Origin of the sequence: Mordavella massiliensis, from assembly GCF_016902415.1 — a bacterium.
In the GTDB taxonomy this organism is placed as follows: domain Bacteria; phylum Bacillota; class Clostridia; order Lachnospirales; family Lachnospiraceae; genus Merdimonas; species Merdimonas faecigallinarum.
Genome location: NZ_JACJLV010000025.1, coordinates 24,703 through 37,400, shown reverse-complemented (window position 1 = coordinate 37,400; position 12,698 = coordinate 24,703). Strand labels below are relative to the sequence as shown.

The following is a 12,698-nucleotide window of genomic DNA, read 5'->3' as shown; positions in this document are numbered from 1 at the left end:
ATCTTACTTTCCGTTTTACGTAAATGTCCATTTTTTCAAGTTTCCAGTCGAGCCAATATATTGCAATTGGCAAAATATCTTCTACCAATTTACTGTTATCCCATATTTCCACAAATTTCTTTGTCACTCTGTCATACAAAACCTCACAATACCCCCCTACATCTGGAGAAGAAAATTTACCACTGTAAAACTCTCCATCATATTCTATATTTTCAAGGCAGAAATTAATGTAAAAAGCACCCACACCAACACTTCCTTTATCCTAAACATTCATTATCCATAACACAATCTCTGAATGGGCACGTAGTGCTTACCCCTCTTCTATCCCATACTTCTTCTTTAGCCTTTCACTCATATAATGCCATGCCCAGGGAGCCAGCCCGTGCAATTCATAGAGCCTGGCCGCAATCTCATCATCATCCTTTAATTCAGCAGAATAACTCTCCGTATGGGGATAGTCCTCCTGCAAGTCCAACATGGCCAGGTTTTTATTATTCTTCAATCTTTCGCTCAGATAATCATATATTGTATTATGGTCTCCTGTTGGCTGCATACACATTTCCGCCAACTCATAATCATCATGAAAAAATTCATCTATATAGACAAAATTCCATCGACAAACCTTACATGCAAGATAAACTAGTTCTTTATCTTTTCTATAAGGTTTCATACATTCCAGAAACATTATGACCCCATCTTCTGAGTTTTCAATAGCATATCTAATCCATTCACGGTCTTTTTGAAAACGCTGATTCGCATATTGTATTGCTTCTCCGTCATGTTTTAGACTTAACCTGACCATCTTTTAATCATTCTGATACATTGGGAGATACTTTAATACCTGTCCACATTTTAAGGCTGTTCTCGCTAATACCCTATCTTTAAAATAATTTTTATCCAATTTTTCGACCAGCCATGGATTTTCATTCAACCGCGCTGTCAAAAGCCTTCTGTATTCAATATAACGCTCCCGACCTATTTTATCGCGATAAGGCAAAAAACAAACCTGAAGAGGGATAAATTCTTCTTCTGTGAAAAATATCTCTTTAATCCTCTCAATATTCTCAGAAATCAAATCATAACTAATGCCATAATCCTCAGCTGTTTGCTTTAATGAATCCGTTTGCCATACAAGCTCGGCCAATTCGTGTATCAGTGAATCTATTGCATCAGAAATAGCACCTGTGTCAAAATCTGTTTCAGCATCAAAATCCATTTCCGATGCCAAGTGTACTGATCCTGTTTTAGTTAGGGCTTTATACTTTTCTATAAGACGAACCGGATATTCCCCATATATAACCTTATATTCCCTACGTAATTCTATAAATTGTTTGCTGTCGTATAGTCCTTCAATAAATCGATCATAGTAGTCATATTCCGGAAGAAGCCTTGAAAATATCATCTGAATAATCCTACATGACAAATAATCCGGCTCTGTCCAAAAAGGTGCTTCTGAAAAATCCCTATTATGAATATAATGATTTCTAATGTACAGACAATATGTAAAATGATAATCAAGAGTGTAGGGATTTGCGATTAGATATTCTTTATCCTTTTTACGCATATTCTTTATACAGTCATCCGCCACTTCGTTTACAAATTCAATTTCACTTTTACAAAGCACTTTTTTCATATTCATGACTCACCTTTTTCTTCATCGCTTCCCTGTGATGCGCCGTATAATCATATGCCATCAAATAGCGAAGCGCACTGGTCACCGTATTCGGTCGGATATGCTGCTCATGATACCCCTTGGTAAAATATCGCTCGCCCGCCAGCGTCCGTACATAGTTGTTATGCTCCAGAACACTTGCCCCCTCCGTGCTCTTCCACCGGATCCTCCAGCGGTCATCGCCACAGTAGATCCGGATTCCCACCGGAAGCATTTTCGCCTGTGCCCTTTTCTCAACGAAAAGTCTGGTAAGAAGACTGGTGCTCACCTGTTTTTCATCAAAAAATTTTTCACAGATCTCACAGTCTGATACATCCTTCACGCCATTTCGTATGACAGCCTTTCTCCGACACCACTTGCAGAAACGAACCTCTGTATCGGGTTCGATCTTATTGATCTGTCTGCCGTGCCGGATCCTACGGACGTAGAAGCACTCCCGGTCGTGAAGGATCCCGGAACTCTTCGTTATGACAAAATTGCGGGTAACTTTGATCGGCGGTGACGGTGGCGGCGGTGGAGGAGGCAGAACCGGCGAATCCGGTTTTTTCTCCTGCCACAGAATCCGCTTTCCGGCCGATCTTTGTTTCTGGCCCGGCTTTCTCCCGGCATTTCGCGGATTGATCAGGAAATACCGATAATGCTTTTCTTCCATATCGGACACACCTTTCTATGCTTTTTTACAGCCTAGCACTTATGGTGTGTCATAAAAAGGACTCCTATTTCTCCAATAGAAAAACACCAACTGATACACCAACTGAATCATAAAATTTAGTTGGTGTATCAGTTGGTATATTACTACTTCAATTGATAAATAAAATGTCTCCCTTGACGAACTTTTTGAACTACTCCCGCATTAATCAATCGTCCTAATGCAACATTTGCTCCCTGATTTGTAGTAATTCTTGTTATATCAAGAACCTGATGTACAGTAATGAAACCATTCACCTTAATATATTCAAAAATAATTCTATCCGTTTCATTCTTAAACTTTTTATCTGAGTTTTCAAAATCAGATATCTCGTATTGTTCAGGTTCAATCTTATATTCCTGATTTAAATAATATCTTGTCCATCTTCCTTTTTTATCTGCGATAAGCATTTTTTGCTCTACAAGATTCGATAAAATATGTCCTATCTCTGTACTGTGTAATTCTAAAACAGACTGCATCCTGGCATTGCTAACGCCGTTTTCAAGATAAGCTGTTCCAAGAATAATCTGAGAATTGTTGTCTAAATGACTATATTTTATTCCAAACAGCTTTTTCAAATATTCTGTACACTCTTTTGGCATAAGAGAAATCATCCACAATTTCAATTCCACTTGATGAAGTTCCTCATTCTGACTTAAATCTGGCTTTCTCCACTGTTCTTCTCCCCAAGCCTCCAAAATTGTCGGGAATCCCGAACCTATATTATCGCCAAGACCTATCATCCTGAACATCTGTTGAATGCGTGGATTCCTGGCCACAGAATGGCCGCCTTCATAGATAGATATTATCGGAAGTTTCAAATTTCCCGGATTGGCGAACAAAAATCCGTTATCCTTTTTTATAATTTTTAAAACACCATTGATAAGATAATCGCTGTGAATAATCATATTAATCACTGCCTCTCGTATCGCCTTATGAACCGGGGTGTCATCTACTCGTGTCATCCCCTCCAAACGAAACGGACGTTTAATTCCATTAACAAGTTTCGGTGTTACCTGACGAACAAAATTATAGAGATTATTCTCCCACATACCATCATAAGTAAGTCGATCACTCCAACGGCTTCCTTCCAAGAGATTACTTTCATCAATATAATCCATACGTATGTTATCAAAACGCTCTCTTATCGCCAGGCCTTTTCCAAACATAAGCAATCCCGCTGCTGTAAGCCAGCCTTTCTCCGTCAATCTGTTAATAGCATATCCTCCCATATTCTTCAAAAAAGTCTGATCGTCATTACCGTTCCAAATATGGTCAGGATTGCAATGTTCAAATTCTATACGATAAGAACGTAAAGAATTCATATCTATATCCTCTAAGGTATAGCCAGTCAACAAACCACCGTCATTTCCAGAATCACTGGCATCTCGCAGCATTGCTTTAATCTCATCTTCCGTACAATGATAATCACCTTCATGATTCCGCTTAAATGTCCCCTTCATTGGATTGCCATTAATATAGACCGGCTTACTGTGATAATCCGCCTGCGGAACATGAATCCACATAATAATCTCGCCTTTTACTTCACAGACCCCCACATCAGCATCAACCAAAATATTGCTACTTACTTTTTCACTGTTAATTGTATTCCAAAAATCCTTCAATCTTTGATCTGGATTTTTAACCGATACGAATGTAAATCGTTTTTCAAAATCCGTTTCTTTCAAATCTTCTTCAACGCCCAACAAAATAAGGCCACCATCTGTGTTTGCAAATGAAGAATATGTTTCCCATACAGAATTAGGCAAGTTGGATTCTGCCTTTTTACATTCTAAATTGATACGTTCTCCGACTTTTAACAATTCGATAATTGTGTTGCTATTCACCTTTTTACTCCTTATTCTTTTTCCGCTAATATAAATTCTTACTATTTATTATTTAATACTCTTTTTTACTTCGCAAGCATTCTTTTCATAATTTCCGAATCATTTTTCATCTTTTCGATCGGATATGGCGCTGCATGACGCGTACATTTACCAGCTGCAACCACCCTGCCTTCGATTTCATATCTCTTTATTCTGATCCCACCTTCTCCAGCCCTTATTCTGTTTCTCCCATGCCTGCAGATATTCCTCCTCTGTCTGATAGAACAAGGGATTGAGCCCATACGCACTTCCGTCCGGGACCTCTGCAAGCAAGGGTAAATAATTGTCCCGGACATACTCTATGGTTTCAACTTCTTCGTAATCTTTGCATTCATAGATCACATCTTCCGCCAGCTTATTGGTCTCCTTCCAGTCCCCTTCTGCTTTCTTTAACTCCGACCGAAACAGGACGTCCGCCACCAGCAGTGCATTTCCCCGGATCGCGGCAGTGATCAGCACGCTCATGCCGTACACCGGCTCATCCCCGGCGCGGATGATCTCCGACAGAAACTCCTGGTGGTCTTTCAGATAGCAGACCAGTTGCTCCGTGAATCCCTCCGGGAAATCACAAAGTTCAAGGATCACATCCTTACAGAGATTCCTTTCGCAATAATCGTCATATATGGAAAAGGGCAGGAAATTCTTCAGGCACCAGTCCCACACCTGCAGGGAAAACTTCATATCCCTCCGCGCTAATTTCTTCAGGATCTGGACAAATTCCATCTCCCGTTCTACGGTTTCATCCTGCAACGCACATGGTATGGTAAAGTGATCTTTGATCGCCTTTGCATACAGATAGTCTCCTTCCAGCGTCAGATAATGGGCTGGAATAAACTGTTCCTTTCCGCTTCTGAGAAATTCTGCCCGCTGTCTTTCCTTCCGCTCATACTCCTCATTACATATGGAAAAGGAAAGTGTGATCGTCTCCTCCTCCATCTCTTCCCGGGCCTCGCAGATCGCCTCATCATATTCCTCTTCTGTCTCAAAGTCCTCCGGATCGATTCCATACTCAGATCCGTCCTGGCAGTAATCACGCCAGGAATTATCTTCTTCCTGAAATATATCCTCATCCTCATGTTCTTCCATCTTATAATCATACGGATCCACTTTGTATGAGGAATTCTTCTCTTCTTTTCTCTTGAGCCACTTCTGATACATCTGATAGGCCACATACATTTCGCCTATACTTTCTTTCCCATCCCGGTTAAAATCAAATAACCCGCCTCTCTTTTTCCCCATCTCCCTACTCCTATCTCCCCTTCACGCCTTCATACTCCCAGCTCTCCGTATCCACCACCAGGAACTCCTCCGTCCCCACCGGCGTTCCGTCCCTGTGGGTAGAAAACACATCGCAGGACAGCACATTCCACTCCCGGCATATCCGCTCCACCGGGGTATGTCCCACCACCTGCAGAAGCTCTTTGGGCTTATACATCTGCCCCACCGATTCCTGGGGCCGGTACCATATGGGCGAGAAATTATTCCACATATATTCCCAGGACAGGCCATTAAGCGTCCTGACCACCTCGTCCACATCATCATAGCTTGCGGCAGGCACAGCGTTTCTCACAAAATAGTCCAGGATCCCTCCGTGGCAGAAGACCACCTGGTCGATCTTCTGGACGTAGCGGATCTCGTTTCCCTTCGGCAGCGCGCACGCCAGTTCATCCAGCTTCTTCACCACCGTATATGCAGCCGCCGGGCTGTAACCGCTCTCCCGTTTATTCCACAGATAACTCAGGTCATGGTTGCCGTAACACCAGAGGGTATCCTGATACCTCTTTGCAAATGTGATCGCGGCGTCGAAGGTGTCCCGGTACAGCTCCAGGTTATACTCCTGGTTCCAGTCGTCCGGAATGTCCATCAGACACACCGCCCGTTCTGCCGTTCCTCTCTTCATGATTTCTTCCGCCCGTTCAAACATCCACGGCTTCAGATGGACGTCCGGGATCACCAATACGTTCATACTCCGCCTCCCACGCATACTCTATTCCTGGGATTTCCGCTTCTTCCCCTTCTTCCCGGAAGCAGTCACTGCATAGCTCTCATCGATCCACTGACAGATCTCCTCAAACGGCACCGTCCCGTCCAGCAGAATGGAGATCCAGTTACTTCTGGTAATGTGATACCCGTAGAAATACCCCGGCTGCCGGACGATCATATCCACCAGCATGGAATCCCCCAGCTTCACATTCATAATATCCACGTGCTCACTGCCCTCCAGCCCCAGCTTCTCCCTTGAGATATCCATGATCAGGGCGAACCACTTCCGGTTATCCTTATGCCGCAGCACCGGATAAGTGGGCGCCGTGGAAAATGGATAATCCGGTTCCACTTTATATTTCTTTTTCACATACTGGAAAATCTCTTCTCTCATTTCCATCCCCCCTCTGGACAACAGACCGGTTTACATCTCCCGATAACTTACTTTCCCGTTCTTTTGCTCCGACTTCATCAGCGCCGCATGCTTCACCGTCATCTCTGCCTTTGGCAAATGTACCTGGTAGGACTTCTTCGACGCCGCCTTCCGCACCAGGGTGATATGAGGCGTAAATTTATCATCCTCGAAGGGAATCCCCGCCTCTTTCAGCGCCGCCCGCAGGTCCTTCACATAAGTTTTCAGCTTTTGATTCCCTTTTACTCCCGCCCACAGGAGATTGCCAAAATTCCCTTTCTCCGACAGGCTCATCCGGAAGGGCGGCAGGGGTACGCTTCGAAGCACTTCCTTCACCTTCTCCGGCTCATCGTACTCCCCGATGAAGGCAAGAGTCAGGTGCAGGTTCTGGGCCGGCACATAGTTCCCTTCCACACCCTGCTTCTTCAGGTCGTGCATACAGGTTACCAGCGCCTTCTTCATTTCCTCCGACAATGGGATTGCAATAAATAATCTCATGTTTGCTTCACCTTCTTCTACCCTCTATTATTCTACATCCTCCTCTTCTCCGCAACCTTTCTTTCCACAATCTTTCTCCCATTTGACAAAGCAAAAAAGCCGGCCTTTCGGCCGACTTTTCCATATACTCTGTTCTCGGTTATTTCTCTGCTATTTCTTTTCTCTTTACGATTTTTGAAGAAATCTTCTTCGGCACGCCTTTGGGCACGCTAACCTGTATTCCAAAGATGACTTTCACAAGCCACAGCAAAAATACAAGGATCACCACCGGGATCACGCAGGAGGTCACCATCATAACTGCGATGGTCTCGATGAAGTGATTCAGCAGGGCCTCGCCCTTATCCAGCAGTCCGGACACGCCGTCCTTTAATTTGGTCAGAGCCTGCTCCAACACATTTCCGTCCTCGTCGGTGCTTTCGTTGATCTCTTCTGTGATATTCTCAGCTTCTTCTACCGCTGTCTCCATACTTTGCTCATAGGTGGCCTCGATCATGCCGGACACCCGCATGCTGATGGGAATGATCAGGAAGAGCACCAGCCCGAAGGCCGCCACTTTTCCGGCCAGCACCTTTAAGAAGGGACGTTCCGCATAGATCCCGATGCCAAGCAGGACGCAGGCCAGCGGGATCAGGATGAAAAATGTGGCGTAACCGGTCAGGGTGACCAGATATTTTTCCAGAAAGACTACCATCAGGACGATCAGGAAATAAGAAGTCAGGTCTGCCAGCTTGTTGGCCACCGGCGTGGTGGCCTCTCCGGGAACTGCCGCAAGGGCTGTGGCTGCTGCCGCAGATGAGGCCGTCAGCTTCAGTACGTCTGCTTTTTTCTCATCCAGGGCTTCAATGGTTCCCGTATGATTTTCCGGATCGCTGGCTGCTTTTTGTACCACAGTCATGGACAAAGCCAGGACCACCAGCAGCACCAGCACCACCGCCAGCTTTCTTTTATTGATCTTTTGTAACAAATGGGTCATCTTCTTACTCCTCCTGCGAATCTTTCTTCCCCTTCCGGCGCTTGACGCACTCCGTCAGCAGGTATTCGATCTGTCCGTTCATGGAGCGGAAATCATCTTCCGCCCACTGGGCGATTTCGTCGTACAGTTTTTTGGACAGACGAAGGGGCACTTGTTTTTTTGCTTTGGATTTATCGGTATTCTTTTCTCCCATTCCCAGACAGTCCCCCTTCCGTTTCCGTTTTATACTTACTATCTTACGGCTTTCCTGCCTTTCATTCAAGACCCGCTTTCCTAGTACAGGCTTCCGCTGTTGACGATGGGCTGCGCTTCTTTATTGCCGCACAGTACTACCAGAAGGTTGCTGACCATGGCGGCTTTGCGCTCTTCGTCCAGATCTACGATATCATTTTCATTTAATTTGTGAAGCGCCATTTCCACCATGCCCACGGCGCCTTCCACGATCTTCTGCCGGGCGTCGATGATGGCGGCCGCCTGCTGCCGCTGCAGCATGGCAGATGCGATCTCCGGCGCGTACGCAAGGTGGGTGATCCGCACTTCCTCGATCTGGATGCCGGCGTCTTCTGTCTTCTTCTGCAGCTCCTGGCTCATGATGTCCGCAATCTCCTGGCTGCTGCCCCGCAGGGATTTTTCATCGCCGCCCTCGTTGGTATCGTAGGGATACTGTCTGGCCGTATTCCGGATGATGGCGTCGCACTGGATGGACAGATAGTTCTTATAATTTTCCACATTGATCACAGCTTTGGTAGGATCTACCACCCGCCAGATCACCACGGCTCCGATCTCTACCGGATTGCCCAGCAGATCGTTGACCTTCTGCTTTTTGTTGTCCAGGGTCATCATCCGCAGGGATACTTTCTTCCCGCCGGCGGATACGCCTGCGGTGGCAATGCGTCCTTCCACACTTCCGGTCGCTACCGGCACCGCCTTGACGGTGGGATTAATGGCGGAACAGAAAGGATTTACCCAGAAGAATCCTTCTTTTTTGATGGTTCCGTAATAATTCCCAAACAGAGTCAGCACATAGGCTTCGTTGGGGTTCAGCACCTTCAGCCCGCACAGCAGGATCACACCTACAATGACCAGGATGACACAGGCGGTGATGCTGATGCCGATCAGAGCGCCATTTTCCTCCATGCCACCGATCACGGATCCTGCAACCCCTGCCCCGATCCCTGCGATCAAAAGCAATATCCCTAAAAGGAGCATCAGGTAGCCGTTGGCCGGATGTAAAATCTTCTCTTGTACTTGTTCTTTCTTCATAACGATTCTCCTCTCTCTGCGAATCTGATATCATTTTGATATCATCATAATATCTCCGCCAAAAAGAAAAGTCAATCCTTTTTACAAAATTTTAACCATTCCTGACACCATGAGCCAATCCAAAAAGAAATCGGCGGGAATGCTTTCACTCCCGCCGGCCCTTTTCTGCATTTCTTCTGTTTTTTAGTGAACAAACTTGGAGGTCAGGATCATCTCCTCCGGCTTCATGGCGTTTTTCACAGTTTCCTCGAAGCCCTCCGGTCCGATCTCTTCAAAAGAGACGGAGATATCGTCGTTGCTCCAGCAGCCGGACTCGCTGGCCAGGCACTCCTGCAGTTTGTGAGCCAGGTTCTCTTTCATCTCCTGGCTTCTTCCCGGATACAATTTTACACTGATATGTGGCATCTGTTTTCCCTCCTGTGCATGAAATGATTTCTGTCCTAACCTTACCATCCACTCCCCGGGCTGTCAATAGATCCCTTCCGCTGCCTCAAGCCAGGCATTGGCCATGATCTTCGCCCCTTCCCGGGTAAGATGAGTTCCGTCCACGGTGATGGCCTCGTAGCCTTGTTCCTCCGCTGCCCGGTTCAACCGGTCATGAAGAGGCTGGAACACCGCCCCTTCTTCCGCCGCAATCTGCCGCTCCAGCGCTTCTATCTTCTGGATCACCGGGATCCAGTTGGCGTACTCCAGTGGATGGGGGAAGATAAAGGGTCCCAGACACAGGATCTTCGCACCGGTCTCCTCCCGGATCCGGCCAAGAAGCTTCCGGTAGTTTTCGGCAAACTTCTGCTCTTCTATGGTTTTCCCGGTGTTCATCTCCACTGCCGCGTCGTTGCTTCCAATCTGCACTGTCACCAGATCCGGATGAAACTGAAGGCAGTCGTACTCGAACAGCCGCAGCAGTCCCGACACGGTGAACCCGTCATGCCCGGAGTTGCGGATGAAATCCGCCCTTCCCCTCTCTCTTAACCGCTCTGCGATCAGAGCCACATAGCCGTTCCCTAGCCCTGCTTCGTCCACATGAAATTTGTGGAAGGAGTCTGTGATACTGTCTCCCATAAATACGATTTTCGCCATAATCTCCCGCTTTCTTTAGATAAAAAATAATTTCAGGATCCCGCCAAGGCAGGACAGCACTGCCAGACAGCAGGACGCGTACCGCATCCCCTTTGATCCTGCCCGGATGTGCAGGATGACCGCCGCCACCGCCAGAAATCCAAAGCCCCAGGCAAGGATCTGCTGCCCCACTTCATTTCTGGGGAGACTGGTAGCGCTGATGACCGCAATGGCCATTCCCCAGATGCTAAGCAGGTATAATGCGATGCTTTTCCCCCGCTCGCTTTTTGCCAGCAGGAGCAAAACTGCTCCCAGAATGCTGACTGCACACAAGATTACAAATAAAATCATAATTCCGCCGATTCCCATCGTTCTTCTCCTTTTCTTCTTCACATCATTCTTTCTTGTTGTTTACAACTGCATGATAACAAAAGGTTCTGAAGAAATTACGAAGGTATTTCTGAAGAATTCTGAAGAAGGGGCGGAAAATACAACCGGATCTTAATCTGGAAAGATTCCCCGTCCTCCGTCACTTCAGCCTCGCCCTGATACCGGCTGACGATCCGCCGGATATTTTTGAGACCAATGCCATAACTTTCTTTATAGAAATCATCCTTTCGGACTGCATTTTTCTGCGTGATCACTGCACGGACGCCGCCGCGCTCCGCCTCATCCGGCCCTCGTTCTATTTTCAGCGTAACCGGTTGGTCCGGATCTGCATATTTCTCCACATTGGAGATCAGGTTGTCCCAGACCCTTTGCAGAGAATCGATGTCCGCCATCCCGGACGCCCCTGCAAGTCCGGACACCTCTGTCTGGACAGCGAACCGCTCTTCCAGCACCGCTTCCCACTCCTGGGCAAGCTGGGCAAAGAGAAGTCCCAGGTCCTCTGCCGGCTCTTCTTTCTGCCGCTCTCCTTCCATCAGCTGATCCGTCAGTTCCTTGATCTGTCTGGCCTTTTCACGGGTCAGCACAAGCGCCCGGAAAAGTTCCTCCCGGTCTGTCTCCTCTCTGGAAAGGACCAGCTCCGAATAGGAAAGCATGGAAGTAAGAGGCGTGCGGATATCGTGGGACAAAGACCGGATCCAGGCCTCTTTTTCTTCCTGCATCCGCCGCTCCCGCATGTCCAGTTCCCGCCTGACCGCCGACAGATAATTAATGGCTCCGGCAAGCTCGGCAAGTTCATCGTTTCCCTCCAGCGGGATTTCCGTCTGGATTGTCTTCCCGTCTTTTCCTTCTGTCTCTTCCTGCTCCCGCAACCGTTCCACGCCCCGGATGATCCGGATCAGATAGGAGAGTCTTTGCCCCAGCATAAAGAGGAAAAGCACCACAAATACCGCCAGCGCGCCAAAGGCGCAGATGCTGCTCCTCCATACAGCCAGCACCCGCTCCTGCACCCGTGTAAGTTCCGTACCCCGGTAGACAAAGTAGTTTTCCGCCAGTGTGCCGGACAGATAATAGAGAAAGCAAAATACAAAACCGGAGACCAGCACGCTGATCAGCAGATATTCCAGGATCTGTACCGCCAGTTTTTTCCCTTTGATCTTTTTACTCCACATAGTATCCCTTTCCCCAGGCCGTCTTGATATACTGCGGGTTTCTGGAATCATCCTTCAGCTTTTTGCGAAGGTTTTTGATATGTGTCATGATGGATCCGTCCCCTACCGGCTCGTCTTCCCAGACGCTCTGGTAAATATTTTCCATGGAGAAGATCTTGCCCCGGTGTTCCAGGAACAGCTTCAGGATCTGATATTCTGTATAAGTAAGAACGATCAGCTCATTTCCTTTTTTGACAGACTGGCTGCGAAGGTCCAGCGTGAGATCCTTGTAAAGGATCGTATGCGCGTCCGCCGGCGCGTATTCCTTCACCCGCCGCAGATGGGCCCGCACCCGAAGCAGAAGCTCCACATTGGAAAAAGGCTTAACCAGATAGTCATCCCCGCCTGCGGAAAATCCCATCATCTTGTCAGATTCCCCGGAATAGGCCGTCAAAAACAGGATCGGCGCATAACAGGTCTTCCGGATCTCGGCTGCCGCAGCAAACCCTGTCATCCCCGGCATATTTACATCCAGGATATAGAGATCCACGGAAGGGTCCGCAAGTTCCAGGGCTTCCCGGCCATCCGCAGCAGCGGCCACCTCATAGCCTTCCCCGGTAAGCAGCATGGACACTACCTCCCGGATCTCCTTTTCATCATCAGCGATTACGATCTTTGCTTTGGATTGCATAATGGCCTCCTTTTCCTTTCTGGCTTCATTATACG

At 47.3% G+C, this 12,698-nt stretch carries 17 protein-coding genes; all 17 read right to left on the bottom strand.

Features of this window, described 5'->3' with window-relative positions; all coding sequences use genetic code 11:
* A partial coding sequence (locus H6A13_RS08575; protein WP_204909190.1) for a hypothetical protein occupies positions 1–244 on the bottom strand: 244 nt, incomplete at its 3' end.
* 66 nt (positions 245–310) lie between these two features.
* Positions 311–802, bottom strand: coding sequence for a hypothetical protein (locus H6A13_RS08570; RefSeq protein ID WP_204909189.1), 492 nt, complete (start codon positions 800–802; stop codon positions 311–313).
* Between the two features lie 3 nt (positions 803–805).
* A complete protein-coding gene (locus H6A13_RS08565) occupies positions 806–1,633 on the bottom strand; it encodes a hypothetical protein (RefSeq protein ID WP_204909188.1) in 828 nt (275 codons plus the stop codon).
* A complete protein-coding gene (locus tag H6A13_RS08560) occupies positions 1,614–2,324 on the bottom strand; it encodes a hypothetical protein (protein ID WP_204909187.1) in 711 nt (236 codons plus the stop codon). Before H6A13_RS08560 ends, H6A13_RS08565 begins: the two co-directional genes overlap by 20 nt.
* A gap of 143 nt (positions 2,325–2,467) precedes the next feature.
* On the bottom strand, positions 2,468–4,207 hold the full coding sequence (locus H6A13_RS08555) for an RNA-binding domain-containing protein (RefSeq protein ID WP_338043047.1): 1,740 nt from the start codon (positions 4,205–4,207) through the stop codon (positions 2,468–2,470).
* A gap of 177 nt (positions 4,208–4,384) precedes the next feature.
* Complete coding sequence (locus tag H6A13_RS08550; RefSeq protein WP_204909186.1) at positions 4,385–5,485, bottom strand: hypothetical protein; 1,101 nt, start codon at positions 5,483–5,485, stop codon at positions 4,385–4,387.
* Between the two features lie 10 nt (positions 5,486–5,495).
* Entirely contained in the window at positions 5,496–6,212 is a 717-nt protein-coding gene (locus H6A13_RS08545) for a metallophosphoesterase (protein ID WP_204909185.1), read from the bottom strand.
* Positions 6,213–6,233: 21 nt separating this feature from the next.
* Complete coding sequence (locus tag H6A13_RS08540) at positions 6,234–6,623, bottom strand: MmcQ/YjbR family DNA-binding protein (protein WP_204909184.1); 390 nt, start codon at positions 6,621–6,623, stop codon at positions 6,234–6,236.
* A gap of 30 nt (positions 6,624–6,653) precedes the next feature.
* Positions 6,654–7,139 (bottom strand): RNA 2',3'-cyclic phosphodiesterase, encoded by a 486-nt coding sequence (gene thpR, locus H6A13_RS08535; protein WP_204909183.1) that lies wholly within the window; start codon positions 7,137–7,139, stop codon positions 6,654–6,656.
* A 139-nt stretch (positions 7,140–7,278) separates the two neighbouring features.
* Complete coding sequence (locus H6A13_RS08530; protein WP_243424764.1) at positions 7,279–8,112, bottom strand: hypothetical protein; 834 nt, start codon at positions 8,110–8,112, stop codon at positions 7,279–7,281.
* 4 nt (positions 8,113–8,116) lie between these two features.
* Positions 8,117–8,305 carry a type II toxin-antitoxin system antitoxin gene (locus tag H6A13_RS08525; RefSeq protein WP_204909182.1) on the bottom strand — a complete coding sequence of 63 codons (189 nt, stop codon included), beginning with the start codon at positions 8,303–8,305 and terminating at the stop codon, positions 8,117–8,119.
* A gap of 80 nt (positions 8,306–8,385) precedes the next feature.
* Positions 8,386–9,375: an SPFH domain-containing protein gene (locus H6A13_RS08520; RefSeq protein WP_204909181.1), complete on the bottom strand. Its 990-nt coding sequence runs from the start codon at positions 9,373–9,375 to the stop codon at positions 8,386–8,388.
* Positions 9,376–9,558: 183 nt separating this feature from the next.
* The gene (locus H6A13_RS08515) at positions 9,559–9,780 is read right to left on the bottom strand and encodes a tautomerase family protein (RefSeq protein ID WP_204909180.1); all 222 of its coding nucleotides are present in this window, start codon (positions 9,778–9,780) and stop codon (positions 9,559–9,561) included.
* A 63-nt stretch (positions 9,781–9,843) separates the two neighbouring features.
* Entirely contained in the window at positions 9,844–10,455 is a 612-nt protein-coding gene (locus H6A13_RS08510; protein WP_204909179.1) for an SGNH/GDSL hydrolase family protein, read from the bottom strand.
* Between the two features lie 15 nt (positions 10,456–10,470).
* The gene (locus H6A13_RS08505; RefSeq protein WP_204909178.1) at positions 10,471–10,803 is read right to left on the bottom strand and encodes a hypothetical protein; all 333 of its coding nucleotides are present in this window, start codon (positions 10,801–10,803) and stop codon (positions 10,471–10,473) included.
* 77 nt (positions 10,804–10,880) lie between these two features.
* Complete coding sequence (locus H6A13_RS08500; protein ID WP_204909177.1) at positions 10,881–11,993, bottom strand: sensor histidine kinase; 1,113 nt, start codon at positions 11,991–11,993, stop codon at positions 10,881–10,883.
* A complete protein-coding gene (locus H6A13_RS08495) occupies positions 11,983–12,663 on the bottom strand; it encodes a response regulator transcription factor (RefSeq protein ID WP_204931087.1) in 681 nt (226 codons plus the stop codon). The genes H6A13_RS08500 and H6A13_RS08495 overlap by 11 nt, the downstream gene beginning before the upstream one ends.
* Between the last annotated feature and the right edge of the window lie 35 nt (positions 12,664–12,698).

Excerpts from the sequence above, each read along its gene's own strand:
- H6A13_RS08505 (WP_204909178.1), bottom strand. The coding sequence starts at position 10,803 with ATGGGAATCGGCGGAATTATGATTTTATTTGTAATCTTGTGTGCAGTC.
- H6A13_RS08510 (WP_204909179.1), bottom strand. The coding sequence starts at position 10,455 with ATGGCGAAAATCGTATTTATGGGAGACAGTATCACAGACTCCTTCCAC.
- H6A13_RS08565 (WP_204909188.1), bottom strand. The coding sequence starts at position 1,633 with ATGAAAAAAGTGCTTTGTAAAAGTGAAATTGAATTTGTAAACGAAGTG.
- H6A13_RS08560 (WP_204909187.1), bottom strand. The coding sequence starts at position 2,324 with ATGGAAGAAAAGCATTATCGGTATTTCCTGATCAATCCGCGAAATGCC.
- H6A13_RS08495 (WP_204931087.1), bottom strand. The coding sequence starts at position 12,663 with ATGCAATCCAAAGCAAAGATCGTAATCGCTGATGATGAAAAGGAGATC.
- thpR (WP_204909183.1), bottom strand. The coding sequence starts at position 7,139 with ATGAGATTATTTATTGCAATCCCATTGTCGGAGGAAATGAAGAAGGCG.
- H6A13_RS08520 (WP_204909181.1), bottom strand. The coding sequence starts at position 9,375 with ATGAAGAAAGAACAAGTACAAGAGAAGATTTTACATCCGGCCAACGGC.
- H6A13_RS08550 (WP_204909186.1), bottom strand. The coding sequence starts at position 5,485 with ATGGGGAAAAAGAGAGGCGGGTTATTTGATTTTAACCGGGATGGGAAA.
- H6A13_RS08515 (WP_204909180.1), bottom strand. The coding sequence starts at position 9,780 with ATGCCACATATCAGTGTAAAATTGTATCCGGGAAGAAGCCAGGAGATG.
- H6A13_RS08500 (WP_204909177.1), bottom strand. The coding sequence starts at position 11,993 with ATGTGGAGTAAAAAGATCAAAGGGAAAAAACTGGCGGTACAGATCCTG.
- H6A13_RS08570 (WP_204909189.1), bottom strand. The coding sequence starts at position 802 with ATGGTCAGGTTAAGTCTAAAACATGACGGAGAAGCAATACAATATGCG.
- H6A13_RS08530 (WP_243424764.1), bottom strand. The coding sequence starts at position 8,112 with ATGACCCATTTGTTACAAAAGATCAATAAAAGAAAGCTGGCGGTGGTG.
- H6A13_RS08545 (WP_204909185.1), bottom strand. The coding sequence starts at position 6,212 with ATGAACGTATTGGTGATCCCGGACGTCCATCTGAAGCCGTGGATGTTT.
- H6A13_RS08540 (WP_204909184.1), bottom strand. The coding sequence starts at position 6,623 with ATGAGAGAAGAGATTTTCCAGTATGTGAAAAAGAAATATAAAGTGGAA.
- H6A13_RS08525 (WP_204909182.1), bottom strand. The coding sequence starts at position 8,305 with ATGGGAGAAAAGAATACCGATAAATCCAAAGCAAAAAAACAAGTGCCC.